Origin of the sequence: Rhodovulum euryhalinum (assembly GCF_004342445.1) — a bacterium.
Classification (GTDB): Bacteria; Pseudomonadota; Alphaproteobacteria; order Rhodobacterales; family Rhodobacteraceae; genus Rhodovulum; species Rhodovulum euryhalinum.
The window spans coordinates 187,451-205,878 of the sequence record NZ_SLWW01000002.1 but is presented as its reverse complement, the minus strand read 5'-3'; the positions used below and the strand labels follow the sequence as shown (position 1 = coordinate 205,878).

Below are 18,428 nucleotides of genomic sequence, written 5' to 3'. Positions count from 1 at the left end.
ACTTCCCTCAACCGGAGTTCTCCGCATGTCCGCGCCCAAGAAAGTCGTCCTTGCCTATTCCGGCGGCCTCGACACCTCGATCATCCTGAAATGGCTGCAGACGACCTATGGCTGCGAGGTGGTGACCTTTACCGCCGACCTGGGCCAGGGCGAAGAGCTGGAACCCGCCCGCGCCAAGGCCGAGATGATGGGCGCCAGCGCCATCTATATCGAGGATCTGCGCGAGGAATTCGTGCGCGACTTCGTCTTTCCGATGTTCCGGGCGAACGCGCTTTACGAAGGGCTTTACCTGCTGGGCACGTCGATCGCGCGGCCGCTGATCTCGAAACGCCTGATCGAGATCGCCGAGGAAACCGGCGCCGATGCGGTGGCCCATGGCGCGACCGGCAAGGGCAACGATCAGGTGCGGTTCGAGCTTTCCGCCTACGCGCTGAACCCCGAGATCAAGGTGATCGCGCCCTGGCGGGAATGGGACCTGACCAGCCGCACGAAACTGCTCGACTTCGCCGAGAAGAACCAGATTCCGATCGCCAAGGACAAGCGCGGCGAGGCGCCGTTCTCGGTGGATGCGAACCTGTTGCACACCTCGTCCGAGGGCAAGGTGCTGGAGGATCCGGCCGTCGAGGCGCCTGACTACGTCTATCAGCGCACCGTCGATCCCGAAAAGGCACCCGATGCGCCCGAATATGTCGAGATCGCCTTCGAGCGCGGCGATGCGGTCGCAATCAATGGCGAGGCGCTGTCGCCCGCCACGCTGCTGACCCGGCTGAACGAGATCGGCGGACGGCATGGCGTCGGCCGGCTCGACCTGGTCGAGGGCCGCTTTGTCGGCATGAAGTCGCGCGGCATCTATGAAACCCCCGGCGGCACGATCCTGCTCGAGGCGCACCGGGGCATCGAGCAGATCACGCTCGACCGCGGCGCGGCGCATCTGAAGGACGAGCTGATGCCGCGCTATGCGGAACTGATCTACAACGGCTTCTGGTTCAGCCCGGAACGCGAGATGCTGCAGGCGCTGATCGACAAGTCGCAGGAACACGTCACCGGCACCGTGCGGCTCAAGCTCTACAAGGGTTCGGTGCGCACGGTCGGCCGCTGGTCCGACCATTCGCTGTACTCCGAAAGCCACGTCACCTTCGAGGACGACGCGGGCGCCTACGATCAGAAGGACGCGCAGGGCTTCATCAAGCTGAACGCGCTGCGGCTCCGGCTGATCGCGATGCGCAAGCGGCGGTTGGGCGGCTAAGGCATCAGGCGGACTGCAAAGAGACGCTCGTAGAGCGGCAGCGCCGCTTCGGCGAGGCGGTCATGGCTGGCCGAAAGATCGGGCAGCCGCCCCTCTGGCCCTGCGAACCCGGTGCTGCGATGCACGGCGCCGTACCAGACCGGCGCCCAGATTCCATCCTCGGGGTGACCCCCCGCAGGCCAGGACAGCATCGCTGGGGTGAATTCCAGCCCCAGCGCGTCGCACAGACGCCGCAGCATCCCTTCGGGATCGGCCCGGATATCGGCGCTGTCGATCACGATGGGCGCCGCGCCGGTCGCGTCGGCCACGCGGTCGAACAGGTCGGCCTGCTGCACGATGCCCAGATCGGCGAGCGTCGGATTCTCGTATTTCGCGGCGAAGCTGGCGATCACCCGCGCCGGGTGGCGGATCAGGAAGACGTTGGTCACATCTGCCATCCAGTCGCGCGGCACGCCCGCCACCATGTGCTGGCACATGTGCTTCTGGTAGAAATGCGGCTTGTCCCCCGGCACCGGGCCGGTCAGCCGTGTGGCGACAAGGGCCGGGTCGGTCGCGCCCGCGGCGACGATCTGATCCCGCATCGGGTGAGTCAGGCCCGTCCGCACCAGATAGGCGGCGTAGAAGGGTTCATCCCACACCGCGCAGTCGCCCCGGGCCGCGAAGGCATACATCATGGCCGTGGACAGGTTGCGCGGCCCCGACCACATCGCGATGCGCATGTTCCACCCTTTCCCAGCCTGCCCCGGGGCAGCCTAGCGAACCAACGGAGTGTTACAAGCGGTCCCGCCTGTGTGAGGTCACGGGTTTGTGCCTTCCCCGTGCATTTCGGCCGGGCGTATCGTCCATCGCAAAGGGAGACCGGACATGCTGGCTACATTCAAGGACATCAAACCGATGCTACTGGCGGTCGCGATCGCGCTTGGCATCGCCGCCGAATGCAACGAGGCGCGCGCCGCCGACATGCAGACCGCGGTTGTCGCGGGCGGTTGCTTCTGGTGCGTCGAGGCCGATTTCGAGAAGGTGAAGGGCGTGGCCGAGGTCGTCTCGGGCTATACCGGCGGCACAGTCGCGAACCCGACCTACAAGCAGGTGACGCGCGGCGGCACCGGCCATTACGAGGCGGTGCAGATCACCTATGATGCCGGCGTGATCGGCTATGACCAGATTCTGTCGCTGTTCTTCCGCTCGGTCGATCCGACCGACACCGGCGGGCAGTTCTGCGACCGGGGAGACAGCTATCGCACCGCGGTTTTCGTCTCTGATCCGGCCCAAAAGCGGGCTGCCGAAGCAGCGAAGGACCGCGCCGAGGCCGAGTTGGGGCAACGGATCGTGACGCCGATCCTGCCCGCGGCCGCGTTCTATCCGGCCGAGGACTATCATCAGGACTATTACAAGAGCACCGATCGCGTCGTGACCCGGTTCGGCGTCAAGACCAGGGCCGAGGCCTACAGGCTTTACCGCCAGGCCTGCGGCCGCGATGCGCGGGTTCGGGCGCTTTGGGGCGATCGGGCACCCTTTGCAGGCAGCTAGGCGCGGGCCAGGAACGCCTCGACCTCGGCGCGGGCGGGCATCGCGTCGGCAGTGCCGGGCCGGGTCACCTGCAGTGCGGCGGCCGCAGCGGCATAGCGCAGCGCGTCCGCACGCGACAGCCTGCGGTCCAGCGCACCGACCAGCGACCCGATGAAGCAGTCCCCCGCCCCGGTGGTATCGACGGGCATGACGGGAAAGGCAGGCACCGACAGGGTCTGTCCCCCGAAACGCCAGCGCGCCCCGCGTGCACCATCCGTCACGATGATCTCGGGCCCCTCGACCGGGCCAAGCGCGGCGCCCATCTGCCCCGCCTCGACCGCGTTCAGGACAAGCAGCGAGACGTGCGGCAGCACCGCGGAAAGCGCCCCGATCTCGAAGGGCGCGGCCGAATAGACCACGCGCAACCCGTGTTCTGCCGCCAGCGCCGCCGCTTCGGATTGGTGCGACGTTTCGTTCTGCAACAGCAGCGTGTCATCCGGCCCGGCCTCGGCCAGGACCGCCGCGATCCGGCCGGTATCCTGCCGGGCGTTGGCGCCCGGAAGGATCACGATGGAGTTCTCGCCGTCGGGCGCGACGTTGATGATCGCGTGCCCGGTAGGATGGCCGACACGGGCGACATGGCTGGTCTCGACCCCGAACGCGGCCAGTTGCTCGACCGCCCAGGCCCCGTCCGCGCCCACCGCACCCACATGGACGACCCGTGCCCCGGCGCGCGCGGCCGCGACGGACTGGTTCGCGCCCTTGCCCCCCAGACCTTGCGACAGCGCCGTCGCGGCAAGCGTCTCGCCGGGTGCGGGCAGATGCGGCACCGAATAGACATGGTCCGCATTGATCGAGCCCAGGCAATAAACGGTCACTAGCCGACCTCGCAGGCCGCCAGCAGCGCCATGTTCATGATGTCGTTCACGGTCGAGCCGGTCGAGCAGACCTGGATCGGCTTGTCGACACCCGCGAGGATCGGCCCGATCACGGTGGCGCCGGCCATTTCCTGCATCAGCTTGACCGAGATCGAGGCCGAGTGACGGGCGGGCACGACAAGGATGTTTGCCGGACCGGTCAGCCGGCAGAACGGGTATTTCGCCATCGCCGCCGGGTTCAGGGCGACGTCCACGGTCATCTCGCCATCATACTCGAAATCCACCCCGCGCCGGTCCAGAACCCGCGCCGCGAGGTGCATCTTGGTCGCCCGTTCCGAGATCGGATAGCCGAAGGTCGAGAACGACAGGAAGGCGACGCGCGGTTCCAGCCCGAGACTGCGCGCCACGCCCGCCGCGCGTTCGGCGATGGTGGCAAGCTCCTCCTCCTCGGGCCATTCATGCACCAGCGTATCGGCCACGAAGACGATCTTGCCCTTGTTCAACAGCGCGGTCACGCCCACCGCCCCATCCTCGGCCCGGGCATCGAAGACGTGGTTGATCAGGTCCAGAACATGGGCCGATTTCCGTGTCGCACCCGTCACCAGCGCATCGCCATGGCCATGCGCCAGCATCAGCGCCGAAAACACGTGCCGATCGCGCTGGGCCAGACGGTTGATGTCATGCGTGTCGAACCCCTTGCGCTGAAGCCGTTGGTAGAGGAACGAGCGATAGGCCTCCAGGTGCCGGGTGTTGGCGGCGTTCACCACCTCAAGCTCGCGATAGGCGTCGCCCAGGCCTGCCTGTTCCAGCTTTTCCTTGACGTCCGCCTCGCGGCCCACGACCAGCGCCTTGCCATAGCCCGACCGCTGATAGGCAACCGCGGCGCGCAGCACGCGTTCGTCGTCACCCTCGGCAAAGATCATCCGCGCTTGCGCCGCCTTGGCCCGCGCCGCGATCCCCGACAGTACCGAGGCGGTCGGGTCCATCCGGGCCTTGAGGTTGTGGCGGTAGGCGTCCATGTCGACGATCGGCCGCCGGGCAACGCCGGTGTCCATTCCTGCCCGCGCCACCGCCGGCGGGATGGTGTAGATCAGCCGCGGGTCAAAGGGCGTCGGGATGATGTAGTCGCGGCCAAAGCTCAGCTTCTTGCCATAGGCCATGGCGACCTCGTCGGGCACGTCCTCGCGGGCAAGTTCGGCCAGCGCCTCGGCGCAGGCGATCTTCATCTCGTCGTTGATCGCGCGGGCGTGGATGTCCAGCGCGCCGCGAAAGAGATAGGGGAAGCCGAGGACGTTGTTCACTTGGTTCGGGTAGTCGCTGCGCCCGGTGGCAACGATCGCGTCAGGCCTGACCGCGTGCGCCTCTTCGGGTGTGATCTCGGGATCGGGGTTCGCCATGGCGAAGATCACCGGGTTGTCGGCCATGCTGGCCAGCATCTCGGACGTTACCGCGCCCTTGACGCTGACGCCCAGGAAGACGTCGGCGCCCACCATCGCCTCTTCCAGCGTGCGCGCGTCGGTCCTGGCCGCATGCGCCGATTTCCACTGGTTCATCCCCTCGGTGCGGCCCTGATAGATCACGCCCTTGGTGTCACACGCGATGCAGTTGTCGTGGCGGGCCCCCATCGCCTTGATCAGTTCCAGACAGGCGATCCCGGCCGCCCCTGCCCCGTTCAGCACGATCCGGCAGTCTGCCAGTTTCTTCCCCGTCAGGTGCAGCGCGTTGATCAGCCCCGCGGCGCAGATCACCGCCGTCCCGTGCTGGTCGTCGTGAAAGACGGGAATGTCCATCTCTTCCTTGAGCCGCTGCTCGATGATGAAACATTCCGGCGCCTTGATATCCTCGAGGTTGATCCCCCCGAAGGTCGGCCCCATCAGCTTGACCGCCTTGATGATGTCCTCGGGGTCCTCGCTGTCCAGTTCGATGTCGATGGCGTTCACGTCGGCAAAGCGCTTGAACAGGACCGACTTGCCCTCCATCACGGGCTTGGATGCCAGCGCGCCCAGGTTCCCCATGCCGAGGATCGCGGTGCCGTTTGACACCACGGCCACCATGTTGCCCTTTGTGGTGTAGTCATAGGCAGTCTCGGGCGCGTCGGCGATCGCCTGCACCGGCACCGCGACACCCGGCGAATAGGCCAGACTCAGGTCGCGTTGCGTGGTCATCGGCTTGGTCGCCACGATTTCGTATTTCCCCGGAATGGGGTCAATATGATAGCTCAGCGCCTCTTCGGGGGTGATTTTCGACTTGTCGGCCATTCCGCGGGTCTCCTCCTGCACATTGTGCCTCTTATCGCTACGGTGGGCGGTCCTCAATAGACGAGGATTTCCCGCTTTCGTGGTGCGGGCGCCGTTTGTAAGGTCCGGGTTCGACAGACCGGGGGGCAAGGTGAGCGCAGAGGCCGAAACCGTCACGCCGATGATGGCGCAGTATCAGGAGATCAAGGCGGCGCATCCGGGCGCGCTGCTGTTCTACCGGATGGGCGATTTCTACGAGATGTTCTTTGACGATGCCGTCGCCGCGGCCGAGGCGCTGGACATCGCACTGACCAAGCGCGGCAAGCATCTGGGGCAGGACATCCCGATGTGCGGCGTGCCGGTCCATTCGTCTGAAAGCTACCTGCTGACGCTGATCCGCAAGGGGTTCCGTGTGGCGGTCTGCGAACAGCTCGAGGATCCGGCCGAGGCGCGGAAGCGCGGGTCCAAGGCGGTCGTGAAACGCGACGTGGTGCGGCTGGTCACGCCGGGCACGCTGACCGAGGATTCGCTGCTCGAGGCGCGGCGGCACAATTTCCTCGCGGCCTTCGCCGAGGTGCGGGACGCGGGCGCCCTGGCCTGGGTCGACATCTCGACCGGGGCGTTCCGGGTGACCGAGTGCCCGCCCGTGCGGCTGGGGCCGGAACTGGCCCGCCTCGCGCCGCGCGAGGTTTTGCTGAGCGAGGCGTCCGGGGCCGATTGGGCCGGGATAGTCACTGACTCCGGGGCCGCGCTCACGCTGCTGTCGCGGGCGAGCTTCGACAGCGCCTCGGCCGAAAGGCGGCTGGCGGCGCTGTTCGGGGTGGACACGCTGGACGGGTTCGGCAGCTTCGGTCGGGCCGAGATCGCAGCGATGGGCGCCATCGTCGACTATCTGGAGATCACGCAGAAGGGCAAGCTGCCGCTGCTGCGCCCCCCGGTGCGCGAGGCCTCGGGCGGCACGGTCCAGATCGACGCGGCGACACGACGGAACCTGGAACTGACCGCCAGCCTGTCAGGCGGGCGCGAGGGCAGCCTGCTGCACGCCATCGACCGCACCGTGACCGCACCCGGCGCACGGCTTCTGGAACGGCGCATCTCCAGCCCCTCGCGGGATCTGCCCACGATCCACGCCCGGCTGGCCGCCGTGCGCGCGCTGGTCGACGACGCGGGCCTTTGCACCGCGCTGCGCGATGCGCTGCGGAAATGCCCCGACATGGACCGCGCCCTGTCGCGGCTGGCGCTCGACCGGGGCGGCCCGCGCGACCTGGCGGCGATCCGGAACGGGCTGGCGCAGGCGGCGGCGGTGGCCGCGCGCCTTGCGGACGATCTGCCCCCGCTTCTGACCGGTGCGCGGGGGGCGCTGGTGGGCCATGAGGCGCTGCGCGAGGTGCTGGAGGCCGCGCTGGTCGCCGAGCCGCCGCTTCTGATCCGCGACGGCGGCTTCATCGCACGGGGCCACGACGCCGATCTGGACGAGGCGCGCACGCTGCGGGACGAGGGGCGCGGGGTGATCGCGGCCATGCAGGCGGGTTTCGCCCGCGAAACCGGCATCGCCTCGCTCAAGATCAAGCACAACAACGTGCTGGGCTACTTCATCGAGGTCACGGCGACCCACGCGGAAAGGATGCTGTCCCCGCCACTGGCGGAACGGTTCATCCACCGCCAGACCACGGCGAACGCGGTGCGGTTCACGACGGTCGAACTTTCCGAGCTTGAAACCCGGATCCTCAACGCCGGCAACCGGGCACTGGAGATCGAGAAACGTCTCTATGACGGCCTGAAAGATGCCGTTCTGGCCAAGGCCGGGCGTGTCGGGCAGGCCGCGGGCGCGCTGGCCGAAATCGACCTGGCGGCCGCACTGGCCGATCTTGCCCGCGGCGAGGACTGGTGCGAACCGAAGGTGGACGACAGCCGCGCCTTCGTGATCGAGGGCGGGCGCCATCCGGTCGTGGAACGCGCGTTGCGGCGGCAAGGCGGCGCGCCATTCATCGCAAACGACTGCGCCCTGTCGGATGGCCGAGACGGCGCCGCGATCTGGTTGCTGACCGGTCCCAACATGGCTGGCAAGTCGACCTTCCTGCGCCAGAACGCGCTGATTGCGCTGCTGGCGCAGGCAGGCTGCTTCGTTCCGGCGGCGCGGGCCCATATCGGGATGGTTTCACAGCTTTTCAGCCGGGTGGGTGCGTCCGACGACCTGGCCCGCGGCCGGTCGACCTTCATGGTCGAGATGGTGGAAACCGCGGCGATCCTGAACCAGGCCGACGACCGGGCGCTGGTGATCCTCGACGAGATCGGGCGCGGCACGGCCACCTATGACGGCCTTTCGATCGCCTGGGCAACGCTGGAGCACCTGCACGACGTCAATCGCTGCCGCGCGCTATTCGCGACGCATTACCACGAGCTCACAGCATTGGCGCACAAGCTGCCGGGCGTCGAGAACGCGACTGTCGCGGTCAAGGAGTGGGAAGGCGACGTGATCTTCCTGCACGAGGTTCGCAAGGGCGCGGCGGACCGGTCCTACGGCGTTCAGGTCGCCCGGCTTGCCGGGCTGCCCGAAGCGGTGGTCGAGCGCGCCCGCGTCGTTCTGGAGACGCTGGAGCGTGGCGAGCGCGAGGGCGGACGGCCGCAAAAGACACTGATCGACGATCTGCCGCTGTTCTCGGCCGTGCGCGCCGCGACTCCGGCGCAAGCCGCGAAGGGTGCGTCTGCCGTGGACCAAAGGCTCGCCGGGGTGCATCCCGACGAGCTGACGCCGAAACAGGCGCTGGAATTGATCTACGAACTGAAGACGCTCGCCCGCCCCGACTAGGACGCGGGCGACGAGGACACGCCGACCTGGGCGGGCCGCAGCAACCGGTCGTGCAGCATGAAGCCGACCGTCATCACCTGGATGATGTCGCCTGCCCGTGTGCCTGGCACCGGCGCCTCGAACATCGCCTGATGCATCTGCGGGTCGAACTGGTCGCCGATTTCGGGGACAACGCGCTCGATCCCGTGCTTGGAAAAGACGTTCAGCAATTCGCGCAGGGTCAGTTCGACCCCTTCCAGGAACGCCTTGTGCGCCTCGCGCTGTTCCTCGGTGACCACGTCGAGGGCGCGCGACAGGTGATCGTAGACCGGCAGCACGTCGCGGGCGAGCTTGGCTCCGCCGTAGTTCTCGGCCTCGCGCCGGTCACGATCCGCGCGCTTGCGCGAATTCTCGGCATCCGCAAGCGCCCGCATGAAACGGTCGCGCAATTCGTCACGCTCGGCGCGCAACGCGGCGATCTCTTGCTCGGCCGCCGACGCTTCCCCTGCCGCGGCGTCCTCGGGGGCGATTTCGATCTCGATTTCTGTCTTCTCAGGTTCTGCCATGCCTTATCCCTTGCCCTGGTCGGTGATCAGTTTCCCGACCAGTTGTGCCGTATAGTCGACGATGGGGACGATCCGCCCATAGTTCAGCCGGGTCGGCCCGATCACGCCAACGGCGCCGATGATCTTCCGGTCAGCGTTCATATATGGAGAGACCACCAGAGAGGAACCCGAAAGTGAAAAAAGCTTGTTTTCGGATCCGATGAAGATGCGCACACCTTCGCCGTCTTCGGCCAGTTCCAGGAACTCGACGATGTCGCGCTTGCGTTCGAGGTCGTCAAACAGCGTGCGGATGCGGTCAAGATCCTCGGCCTCGGCGCTGGCGGCCAGCAGGTTAGCCCGGCCCCGGACGATCAGCCGCTCGTGCGGCTGACCCTCGTTCTCCCAAACCGCCAGCCCGGCCTCGACCATCGTTCGGGCAAGCTCGTTCAGTTCCTGCCTGCGGCGCGTGATCTCGACCTGCATGACCTCGCGCAATTCGCTCAGCGTCCTTCCGGCGACAAGCGCATTGAGGAAATTCGCGGCCTCGCGCATTGATGACGGCGTCTGGCCCGGCGCGGGCTGAAAGATGCGGTTCTCGACATGGCCATCGGCAAAGACCAGAACCGTCAGGGCCCGGTCCGGTGCGAGGCTGACGAATTCGATATGGCGGATCGGCGCCTCTCGCTTGGGCGCAAGGACAAGGCTTGCGCCCCGCGTCACGCCCGACAGTGCCGCGCCGATCCGGTCCAGCATCGCGCCCATGCCGCGGTCGTTGCTGGATAGCGTAGCGTCGATCTTTTCGCGGTCCTCGTTCTCAAGCTCGCGCACCTCCAGAAGGCCGTCGACGAACATCCGCAGGCCAAGCTGCGTCGGCACCCGGCCCGCCGAGACATGCGGGCTGTCCAGCAGGCCGAGGAACTCGAGATCCTGCATCACGTTGCGGATCGTGGCCGCGCTGACCTTTTCGTTCATCGTCCGGGTCAGCGTGCGCGAGCCCACCGGGTCGCCGGTTTCCAGATAGCCCTCGACAACCCGGCGGAACACCTCGCGCGAGCGGTCGTTCATCTCGTCGAGAAGGGCTTGGGTGTCGGTCACCTGACGCGTGTCTCCAGCAGGGCGATGCAATTAAAGGACAGGGCAGGCTTGCGTCAATCGGGCTTGCATCGGCCCCCCTCTCGTGGGAGCAAAGCGCCAAACCCGAGAGAGGACTTTCCATGCGCCCGTCTGGTCGTGATGTAAGCGAAATGCGCCCGGTTTCAATCGAGACCGGGGTAACGAAACATGCCGAAGGGTCGTGCCTGATCCGGATCGGCGATACCCATGTCCTGTGCACCGCCTCGCTGGAAGAGCGCGTTCCGCCCTTCATGAAGAACTCGGGCCTGGGCTGGGTCACGGCCGAATACGGGATGCTGCCGCGCGCCACGACGACGCGGATGCGGCGCGAGGCGTCGGCCGGAAAGCAGGGCGGGCGCACGGTGGAAATCCAGCGCCTGATCGGGCGGTCGTTGCGGGCCGGCGTCGACCGTGTGGCGCTGGGCGAACGCCAGATCACCGTCGATTGCGACGTGATCCAGGCCGATGGCGGCACCCGCTGCGCAGCTATAACCGGGGGCTGGGTCGCGCTGCGGCTGGCGGTCAACAAGCTGATGAAGACGGGCGAGGTGATCTCGGACCCGATGACCGACCCGGTGGCGGCGGTGTCCTGCGGGATCTATGCCGGCCAGGCGGTCCTGGACCTGGATTACCCCGAGGACAGCGAGGCTGGGGTTGACGGCAATTTCGTGATGACCGGCTCGGGCCGGCTGATCGAGGTGCAGATGTCCGCCGAGGGCGCCACCTTCACGCGCGAGCAGATGGACAAGCTGCTGGGGCTGGCCGATGCCGGTGTCGCCCAGCTGGTCGCGGCGCAGAAGGCCGCGGTCGGAGTCTGACGGATGCGCCGTTTCACGGGCGACCGGCTGCTGGTGGCGACGCACAACCGCGGCAAGCTGGACGAGATCGCGCACCTTCTGGAACCCTTCGGGATCACCGTGATCGGCGCGGCCGAGATGAGCCTGCCCGAACCGGCCGAGACCGAAACCACCTTCGTCGGCAACGCCCGCATCAAGGCCCATGCCGCGGCGCGGGCCACCGGCCTGCCCGCACTGGCGGATGACAGCGGCCTGTCGGTCGAGGCTCTGGGTGGCGCGCCGGGGGTTTATACCGCGGATTGGGCCGAAACAGGGTCTGGTCGCGACTTCGGGATGGCCATGGAGCGGGTCTGGCGCGAGCTCGAGTCGGCCAGCGCGCCCGAACCGCGGCGGGCAGAGTTCCGCTGTACCTTCGTGCTGGCCTGGCCCGATGGCCATGACGAGGTGTTCGAGGGCTGCATGCCGGGCCGGATCGTCTGGCCGATGCGGGGCGACCAGGGCCATGGCTTCGACCCGATCTTCCAACCCGAAGGCAGCGATCTGACCTTCGGCGAAATGGACCGCTGGCAGAAGAACCGCATCAGCCACCGCGGCCGCGCGTTCGAAAAGCTGGTGGCAGCCTTTGACCGCTGAGGACTGGCAGGCGGGCGGGTTCGGGCTTTACATTCACTGGCCGTTCTGCCTGTCGAAATGCCCCTATTGCGACTTCAACAGCCATGTGGCGGCCACCATCGACATGGCGGCATGGCAGCGCGCCTATCTTTCGGAAATCCGCCGAATCGGCACCGAAACAGGCCCGCGCACCGTGAACACCGTCTTTTTCGGCGGCGGCACGCCCAGCCTGATGGCACCGGATCTGGTCGCGGCGATCCTTGAGACCGTCCGCGCGACCTGGCCTTGCGCCAACGACATGGAAGTGACGCTGGAAGCCAATCCAGGCTCGGTCGAGGCCGGCCGGTTCAGGGGATATCGCGACGCCGGCGTGACCCGCGTCTCTCTTGGCGTGCAGGCGCTGAACGACGCCGATCTTCGCCGCCTTGGACGCCTGCACAGTACCGCCGAGGCCCGCGCGGCGTTCGACGTCGCGCGGTCGACCTTCGAGCGTGTCAGCTTCGACCTGATCTATGCCCGGCAAGGCCAGACCCCGGCAGACTGGCAGGCCGAGCTTGGCGAGGCATTGGCGATGGCCGCCGATCACCTGTCGCTTTACCAACTGACCATCGAGCCCGGCACCGCCTTCGGCGACCGCCATGCGCGGGGGTTGCTGCGCGGCCTGCCGGACGACGACCGCGCCGCGGATCTCTTCACGGCGACACAGGAGATCTGCGCGGCGGCGGGTCTGCCCGCCTACGAGGTGTCCAACCACGCTCGCCCCGGTGCCGAGTCGCGACACAATATGATCTACTGGCGCTACGGTGACTATGCCGGGATCGGCCCGGGCGCCCATGGGCGTCTGACGCTGGGCGGCCAGCGCTGGGCGACCGAAACGCCCCTCTCCCCCTCAAGCTGGCTAGCGCAGGTAGCACAGACCGGGCGTGGCGAGACGCCGCGCACGGTCCTAAACCCGCGCGAACAGGCAGCGGAATACCTGTTGATGGGGCTTCGTCTGGTCGAAGGTCTGTCCGTCGCCCGCTACGAACGCCTGGGCCAGGAACAGATCGACCCCGGCAAAGTCGCGGATCTGGAACAACTGGGCTTGTTAGAGCACCACGCGGGCATCCTGCGCGCGACTGCGGCGGGTCGCGCCGTTCTGAACGCGGTGATCCGCGAGCTTTTGCCGGACTGATCCACCTTAACCGAACACGGTCTCGCGCGTCGAACTCAGCGCGCCGCACAGCGTGTCGAGGTCGTCGAGCGAGCCGTAGGCGATCACCAGCCGCCCCGACCCATCGGCGGAATGTTCGATCGTGACCTTCATCCCCAGATTGGCCGAAAGATCCTGTTCCAGCGCCCGCGTGTCGGCATCCTTTTCGGATGCTCCGCCCGTCTTGCGCGCCGCCGGACGCGGCTCGGACGAGCGCTTGGCCAGCTTCTCGGTTTCGCGTACCGACAGCACATCCTTGATTACCTCGCGCGCCAGCCGCGCCGGGTCCTCGGTGGTGATCAGCGCCCTCGCATGGCCCGCGGTCAGCCGCCCCAGCCGAACATGGTCCAGAACCTCTTCGGGCAGTTGCAACAGGCGCAAGAGGTTCGCGATATGGCTGCGGCTCTTTCCCAGCGCCTCGGCCACCTTTTCCTGGGTGTGGCCGAACCGGTCCATCAACTGGCGGTAGCCCATCGCCTCTTCGACCGCGTTGAGATCGGCGCGCTGGATGTTCTCGATGATCGCGATCTCGAGCACCTCGATATCGTCAAGTTCACGCACGATCACCGGAACCTCGTGCCGCTGGGCAAGCTGGCACGCCCGCCACCGCCGCTCTCCGGCGACGATTTCGTACCGGCCCTCGCTGCGCTTGCTGGGCCGGACGATCAGCGGCTGGATCACGCCCTTTTCGCGAATCGACGCCGCCAGTTCCTGCAATGCGTCGTCCGAGAACAGGCGGCGGGGCTGGTCCGGATTCGGCTCCAACAGGTCCAGCGGAACCACCTGATCGGGTTTCGCACGCGGCGCCTCGCCGCGTTCGGGCGCCGGTTCGATCTGAACATCCGCCATCAGGGCAGAAAGACCGCGCCCGAGACCGCGTTTTCCGGAATTCTTGACGCTCATCGAAATCCTCCCAACATCATGCGGTCACTTGGACAGTAGACCCCAACATCTCGCGTGCCAAGGCCCGGTAAGCCTGTGCACCCTTGGACAGCGGATCATAGTCCAGCACCGGCATCGCGTAAGAGGGTGCCTCGCTGACGCGCACGTTTCGCGGAATTACCGTCTTGAACACGAGATCCCCGAGATGGGCCCGGGCGTCGTTCTCGACCTGTTGCGACAGGTTGTTGCGCCGATCCGTCATGGTCAGCACCACACCCTCGATTCGCAGCTCGGGGTTCGCGGTCTGCCGCAACTCGCGGATCGTCAGCATGAGCTGAGACAACCCCTCGAGCGCAAAGAATTCGCTTTGCAACGGCACCAGAACCGAATGGGCGGCCACCATGGCGTTCACGGTCAGCAGGTTCAGCGAAGGCGGGCAGTCGATCAGAACGAAATCAAAGCCATAGGCGTCGATCGCCGGCTGGCGCAGCGCGTCATGCAACAGAAAGCTGCGCTTTTCGTTCGACACCATCTCGATATCCGCCGAACTCAGGTCGGTCGTCCCTGGCGCTATCATAAGCCCGTCGATATCGGTTCGCCGGATGATCTCGTCCAAGGGGGCTTCGTCAAGCAGCAGGTCATAGGTTGTCTTGGTCCGCTGTTCAGCTTCGACCCCCAGGCCGGTCGAGGCGTTGCCCTGCGGATCGATATCCACGATCAGTACGGCTTTTCCCTCTTCGACCAGTGCCGCGGCCACGTTGATCGCGGTTGTGGTCTTGCCGACGCCGCCCTTCTGGTTGGCGACAGCGATGATCTTGGGACCCTTCGGTCTCGTGGGATCAGACACGGGCAATGCCTCCGATTTTCAGGATGACGGCCTGGGGGTCGGTCGTGCTGGGAATTTTCTGGACGTCGAACCGCCAGGATGCAAGCGCCTCGTCCAGTTCGGCGGCATGGCGCACGCCTTTGGGGAAAAGCGCGATGCCATCCCGGGCAAGATGCCGGTCCGCATGACCCAGAAGCGCCGACAATGGTGCAAGCGCACGCGCCGAAACCACATCGGACCCGCGTGGCGGGACATCTTCGATCCGTTCCGAAAACACGGTGACATTGGTCAGGCCAAGTTCCTGAGCGACGGTGCGAAGGAACACAGCCTTTCGCTGATCGCTCTCGATCAGATCGACTTCCAGCTCCGGTGCACACTCTGCCGCCAGGATCGCGACCACGAGGCCCGGAAAGCCGCCGCCGCTGCCGAGGTCGGTCCAGCGTTGCGCCCGGCTTGGCAAATGTTCGAAAACCTGCGCAGAATCAAGAAGATGACGTTCTTCGAGCACATCGAGTGTGGACCGGGCGACCAGGTTGATCACCGGGCTCCACTTGCGCAATAGCGCCGCGTAGCGTGTCAGCCGCGCCGATGTTTCACGTGAAACATCGCTGAAACCACTCACATTTGCGCTCATGCCGAGCGCCGCTCCATGTGCCTCAGGCGCGCGAGAATCAATGTCAGCGCTGCGGGAGTCATCCCATCGATTCGGGCAGCCTGGGCAAGCGTTTCGGGCCGGGCCGCCGCCAGCTTGTCCTTCAGTTCGTTGGAAAGCCCGTCGATTCGCTCATAGGGGAAATCGCCCGGCAATACCTGTGCTTCGTCGCGGCGCATGGCCTGCACGTCCTGCTCCTGGCGACGGATATAGTTCGCGTAAAGCGCGTCCCGCTCGACCTGCGACCGGATTTCCTGGTCGACATCGGCAAGCACCGGATCAAGCACCACAATATCTTGAAAGCTGACATCGGGAAACGCCAAGATGTCGAACCCGCTCCTGCGGTTGCCGTCGGCGTTGACCTTGATCCCGGCGGCAGCGATCTGCTTTGGCGTAAGGGACATGGCCTCCAGACGGCTTCTTGCGGTGGACATCCGGTCCATCTTGTCGGCAAAGGCACGCGCCCTGAGGTCGCCGACACAGCCGATCTCGCGCCCGATCGGCGTCAACCGCTGATCCGCATTGTCCGCGCGAAGCGAAAGACGGAACTCGGCGCGCGACGTGAACATGCGGTAGGGTTCGCTGACCCCGCGGGTTACAAGGTCGTCGATCATCACGCCGATATAGCTGTTGGTCCGGGCGAATGGTACCGGGTCTTCGCCCAGAACCTGCCGGGTCGCGTTCAGGCCCGCGACCAATCCTTGGGCCGCCGCCTCTTCATACCCCGTTGTCCCGTTGATCTGGCCTGCCAGGAACAATCCCGGCACCTCTCTGAGTTCGAGCGAGCTCCGCAATGCCCGCGGATCGACATAGTCATATTCAATCGCATAGCCGGGCTGCAGGATCACCGCCTGCTCAAGGCCCGCGATTGATCGGACGTAAGCATGCTGAACCTCTTCGGGAAGCGATGTCGAGATGCCGTTCGGATAGACGGTCGGATCATCCAATCCTTCGGGCTCAAGGAAGATCTGGTGCGAGTCCTTGTCGGCGAACCGCACGATCTTGTCCTCGATCGAGGGGCAATAGCGCGGTCCAACCCCTTCGATATGCCCGCCATACATCGCAGATCGGGACAGGTTCTCGCGGATGATCTCGTGCGTTTCGGCATTGGTGTGGGTGATGCCGCAGGAGATCTGTGGCAAATGCAATTCTTTGGAAAGAAATGAAAAAAGAACAGGCTCTTCGTCGCCCGGTTGCTTTTCTAGGCGGTCCCACGCGATGGTCCGCCCGTCCAGCCGTGGTGGCGTACCCGTCTTGAGCCGGCCAAGCGGCAACCCGAAACCGTCGATCCGCTCGGCAAGTCGAACCGAGGGTCTGTCGCCCATGCGGCCGCCCGGCATCTGCCGGTCCCCGATATGGATCACCCCGCGCAGAAATGTCCCGGTGGTAAGAACGACGGCGCCCGACGCGATCTCGGAGCCATCCACGAGGCGCACGCCGATAATTCGGCCCTGCTCTTCCAGCAGATCGCCGACCTCGGCTTCGAGAATCGTCAGGTTCGCTAGCGTCGATAGCGCGTGCTGGACTGCTTCGCGGTACCGTCTTCGGTCCGCCTGTGCCCGCGGCCCCTGAACTGCCGGCCCCTTGCGTCGGTTCAGTAACCGAAACTGGATGCCCGCGCGGTCCGCCGCCTGGCCCATGATGCCGTCCAGCGCATCCACCTCGCGCACGAGATGCCCCTTGCCGAGACCGCCAATAGCGGGATTGCAGGACATGACTCCTATGCCATCGCGGTGCAGCGTCACCAGCGCCACGCGAACACCAAGACGTGCGGCAGCATGGGCCGCCTCGGCCCCGGCATGGCCACCGCCCACCACGATCACGTCAAAGGCGCGATGTTTCACGTGAAACACTCCTCACTTCCCAAGGCAGAACCGGGCGAAGATCTCATCCAGCACATGCTCGACATCGATACGTCCGACAAGCGAGTCAAGGGCGCGGATCGCGCAGCGCAGATCCTCGGCGGCAAGCTCTGCCCCGTCCATGCCAAGCGATAGCCGATTCTCGGCCGCAACGATAGCATCGCACGCCCGTTTCATCGCCAGCCGATGCCGTTCGCGCGTCGCCGTTTCGGCGCGCGCGGCGCGCGCCTGCAGAACCGAGGCTATGCGCGCCACCAGATCCGCTACCCCCGCCCCGGTCTTGCCGGAAACCGCAAATGTCCCGGCGTCGGCAACATCCGCCTTGCCACGCACGACGATATCGTCGGGCAAAGGGTCCAATCCTTCTGTGCGGCCTGTCCCATCAAGCAGAAATACCCGCAGATCCGCGGTCTTCGCCCGCGCGATTGCTCGGGCGATCCCGATCGATTCCACCTCATCCGCGCTGTCACGAAGGCCAGCCGTGTCAAGCATCGTGACCGGAAGGCCATGCAAATCCATCCGCACTTCGATCACGTCGCGGGTCGTCCCCGCATGTTCCGACGTTATCGCCGCATCGCGGCCCGCCAGATGATTCAGCAGAGTGGATTTTCCGGCGTTCGGCGGGCCCACGATGGCCACCTCGAACCCGTCCCGGATGCGTTCTGCCGCATCCACCCCCGCGATCTCGGCCTTCAACGTGGCGTCGACGCCACAAAGCAGATCCAGAACCTCGGGCGTCACGTCCACCGGCACATCCTCGTCGGCGAAATCGATCGTGGCTTCGAGGAGCGCGGCGGCCCGGATCAACGCCGACCGCCAGCCTTCGGCCTTTTCGCCCAACGCGCCCGACAGTACACGCAGGGCCTGACGGCGTTGCGCCTCGGTCTCGGCCTCCAGCAGATCGCTCAACCCCTCGACTTGCGCCAGGTCGAGAACCCCGTTTTCCAGCGCGCGCCGGGTGAACTCGCCCGGCTCTGCCATCCTGAGACCGTCCATGTCGCCAAGCGTCCGCAGGACTGCGGTCACAGTCGCAGGGCTGCCGTGACAGTGAAACTCGACGACCTTCTCGCCGGTAAAGCTGGCACCCTCTTCGAATTGCAGGACCAATACCTGGTCGAGCACTTCGCCCCGCGGATCTGTCAGGCGCCGCAAGCCGGCCTTGCGTGCAGGCGGCAGATCACCGGCCAGGGTTTGCCCGGCAGACAGCGCCCGGGGGCCCGAAACGCGGATGACGGCCACGCCCGCCTTGCCGCGCGCCGTCGCAAGAGCGAAGATCGTGTCCACCGGCC

16 protein-coding genes are annotated in these 18,428 nt (G+C 66.1%); 6 read left to right on the top strand and 10 right to left on the bottom strand.

Annotation, left to right across the window (positions count from 1 at the left end):
- The first annotated feature begins 25 nt into the window (after positions 1-25).
- Complete coding sequence (locus EV655_RS03285; protein WP_132541775.1) at positions 26-1,246, top strand: argininosuccinate synthase; 1,221 nt, start codon at positions 26-28, stop codon at positions 1,244-1,246.
- On the opposite strand, the gene EV655_RS03280 is transcribed toward EV655_RS03285, so the two are convergent.
- Positions 1,243-1,965: a sulfotransferase-like domain-containing protein gene (locus EV655_RS03280; RefSeq protein ID WP_132541772.1), complete on the bottom strand. Its 723-nt coding sequence runs from the start codon at positions 1,963-1,965 to the stop codon at positions 1,243-1,245. The two genes, EV655_RS03285 and EV655_RS03280, sit on opposite strands and share 4 nt — an antisense overlap.
- A gap of 145 nt (positions 1,966-2,110) precedes the next feature.
- Here EV655_RS03280 and msrA point away from each other — a divergent pair, with 145 nt between their 5' ends.
- On the top strand, positions 2,111-2,776 hold the full coding sequence (gene msrA, locus EV655_RS03275; RefSeq protein ID WP_132541769.1) for a peptide-methionine (S)-S-oxide reductase MsrA: 666 nt from the start codon (positions 2,111-2,113) through the stop codon (positions 2,774-2,776).
- Here msrA and EV655_RS03270 read toward each other — a convergent pair.
- Both EV655_RS03270 and EV655_RS03265 read right to left on the bottom strand, forming a co-directional pair.
- Positions 2,773-3,633 (bottom strand): ribokinase, encoded by an 861-nt coding sequence (locus EV655_RS03270; RefSeq protein WP_132541766.1) that lies wholly within the window; start codon positions 3,631-3,633, stop codon positions 2,773-2,775. The two genes, msrA and EV655_RS03270, sit on opposite strands and share 4 nt — an antisense overlap.
- Positions 3,633-5,891: an NADP-dependent malic enzyme gene (locus EV655_RS03265; protein WP_132541763.1), complete on the bottom strand. Its 2,259-nt coding sequence runs from the start codon at positions 5,889-5,891 to the stop codon at positions 3,633-3,635. Before EV655_RS03265 ends, EV655_RS03270 begins: the two co-directional genes overlap by 1 nt.
- Positions 5,892-6,051: 160 nt before the next feature.
- Here EV655_RS03265 and mutS point away from each other — a divergent pair, with 160 nt between their 5' ends.
- The gene (gene mutS / locus EV655_RS03260; RefSeq protein ID WP_132542123.1) at positions 6,052-8,679 is read left to right on the top strand and encodes a DNA mismatch repair protein MutS; all 2,628 of its coding nucleotides are present in this window, start codon (positions 6,052-6,054) and stop codon (positions 8,677-8,679) included.
- Here mutS and EV655_RS03255 read toward each other — a convergent pair.
- Both EV655_RS03255 and hrcA read right to left on the bottom strand, forming a co-directional pair.
- Positions 8,676-9,224: a nucleotide exchange factor GrpE gene (locus EV655_RS03255; RefSeq protein ID WP_132541760.1), complete on the bottom strand. Its 549-nt coding sequence runs from the start codon at positions 9,222-9,224 to the stop codon at positions 8,676-8,678. The two genes, mutS and EV655_RS03255, sit on opposite strands and share 4 nt — an antisense overlap.
- A 3-nt stretch (positions 9,225-9,227) precedes the next feature.
- Positions 9,228-10,268 carry a heat-inducible transcriptional repressor HrcA gene (gene hrcA / locus EV655_RS03250; RefSeq protein WP_424511298.1) on the bottom strand — a complete coding sequence of 347 codons (1,041 nt, stop codon included), beginning with the start codon at positions 10,266-10,268 and terminating at the stop codon, positions 9,228-9,230.
- A gap of 149 nt (positions 10,269-10,417) precedes the next feature.
- Here hrcA and rph point away from each other — a divergent pair, with 149 nt between their 5' ends.
- The 3 genes from rph to hemW are packed head-to-tail and all read left to right on the top strand — an operon-like array spanning position 10,418 to position 12,899.
- The gene (rph, locus tag EV655_RS03245; RefSeq protein WP_132541754.1) at positions 10,418-11,134 is read left to right on the top strand and encodes a ribonuclease PH; all 717 of its coding nucleotides are present in this window, start codon (positions 10,418-10,420) and stop codon (positions 11,132-11,134) included.
- A gap of 3 nt (positions 11,135-11,137) precedes the next feature.
- Complete coding sequence (rdgB, locus tag EV655_RS03240; RefSeq protein ID WP_132541751.1) at positions 11,138-11,746, top strand: RdgB/HAM1 family non-canonical purine NTP pyrophosphatase; 609 nt, start codon at positions 11,138-11,140, stop codon at positions 11,744-11,746.
- On the top strand, positions 11,736-12,899 hold the full coding sequence (gene hemW / locus EV655_RS03235) for a radical SAM family heme chaperone HemW (RefSeq protein WP_132541748.1): 1,164 nt from the start codon (positions 11,736-11,738) through the stop codon (positions 12,897-12,899). The genes rdgB and hemW overlap by 11 nt, the downstream gene beginning before the upstream one ends.
- A 6-nt stretch (positions 12,900-12,905) precedes the next feature.
- Here the strand turns inward: hemW and EV655_RS03230 are convergent, their stop codons facing one another.
- Genes EV655_RS03230 through mnmE form a run of 5 tightly spaced genes read right to left on the bottom strand, consistent with a single transcriptional unit; the run spans position 12,906 to position 18,423 of the window.
- Positions 12,906-13,820: a ParB/RepB/Spo0J family partition protein gene (locus EV655_RS03230; protein WP_132541745.1), complete on the bottom strand. Its 915-nt coding sequence runs from the start codon at positions 13,818-13,820 to the stop codon at positions 12,906-12,908.
- A gap of 16 nt (positions 13,821-13,836) precedes the next feature.
- The gene (locus EV655_RS03225) at positions 13,837-14,646 is read right to left on the bottom strand and encodes a ParA family protein (protein WP_132541742.1); all 810 of its coding nucleotides are present in this window, start codon (positions 14,644-14,646) and stop codon (positions 13,837-13,839) included.
- A complete protein-coding gene (gene rsmG / locus EV655_RS03220) occupies positions 14,639-15,259 on the bottom strand; it encodes a 16S rRNA (guanine(527)-N(7))-methyltransferase RsmG (protein WP_132541739.1) in 621 nt (206 codons plus the stop codon). Before rsmG ends, EV655_RS03225 begins: the two co-directional genes overlap by 8 nt.
- Positions 15,256-17,121: a tRNA uridine-5-carboxymethylaminomethyl(34) synthesis enzyme MnmG gene (gene mnmG / locus EV655_RS03215; RefSeq protein WP_132541736.1), complete on the bottom strand. Its 1,866-nt coding sequence runs from the start codon at positions 17,119-17,121 to the stop codon at positions 15,256-15,258. The genes rsmG and mnmG overlap by 4 nt, the downstream gene beginning before the upstream one ends.
- A 12-nt stretch (positions 17,122-17,133) precedes the next feature.
- On the bottom strand, positions 17,134-18,423 hold the full coding sequence (gene mnmE, locus EV655_RS03210; protein ID WP_132541733.1) for a tRNA uridine-5-carboxymethylaminomethyl(34) synthesis GTPase MnmE: 1,290 nt from the start codon (positions 18,421-18,423) through the stop codon (positions 17,134-17,136).
- Between the last annotated feature and the right edge of the window lie 5 nt (positions 18,424-18,428).

What these genes read in the sequence shown, in the direction of transcription:
- EV655_RS03285 (WP_132541775.1), top strand. Translation starts at nt 26, where the DNA reads ATGTCCGCGCCCAAGAAAGTCGTCCTTGCCTATTCCGGCGGCCTCGAC.
- EV655_RS03280 (WP_132541772.1), bottom strand. Translation starts at nt 1,965, where the DNA reads ATGCGCATCGCGATGTGGTCGGGGCCGCGCAACCTGTCCACGGCCATG.
- msrA (WP_132541769.1), top strand. Translation starts at nt 2,111, where the DNA reads ATGCTGGCTACATTCAAGGACATCAAACCGATGCTACTGGCGGTCGCG.
- EV655_RS03265 (WP_132541763.1), bottom strand. Translation starts at nt 5,891, where the DNA reads ATGGCCGACAAGTCGAAAATCACCCCCGAAGAGGCGCTGAGCTATCAT.
- mutS (WP_132542123.1), top strand. Translation starts at nt 6,052, where the DNA reads ATGATGGCGCAGTATCAGGAGATCAAGGCGGCGCATCCGGGCGCGCTG.
- EV655_RS03255 (WP_132541760.1), bottom strand. Translation starts at nt 9,224, where the DNA reads ATGGCAGAACCTGAGAAGACAGAAATCGAGATCGAAATCGCCCCCGAG.
- hrcA (WP_424511298.1), bottom strand. Translation starts at nt 10,268, where the DNA reads ATGAACGACCGCTCGCGCGAGGTGTTCCGCCGGGTTGTCGAGGGCTAT.
- rph (WP_132541754.1), top strand. Translation starts at nt 10,418, where the DNA reads ATGCGCCCGTCTGGTCGTGATGTAAGCGAAATGCGCCCGGTTTCAATC.
- rdgB (WP_132541751.1), top strand. Translation starts at nt 11,138, where the DNA reads ATGCGCCGTTTCACGGGCGACCGGCTGCTGGTGGCGACGCACAACCGC.
- EV655_RS03230 (WP_132541745.1), bottom strand. Translation starts at nt 13,820, where the DNA reads ATGAGCGTCAAGAATTCCGGAAAACGCGGTCTCGGGCGCGGTCTTTCT.
- rsmG (WP_132541739.1), bottom strand. Translation starts at nt 15,259, where the DNA reads ATGAGCGCAAATGTGAGTGGTTTCAGCGATGTTTCACGTGAAACATCG.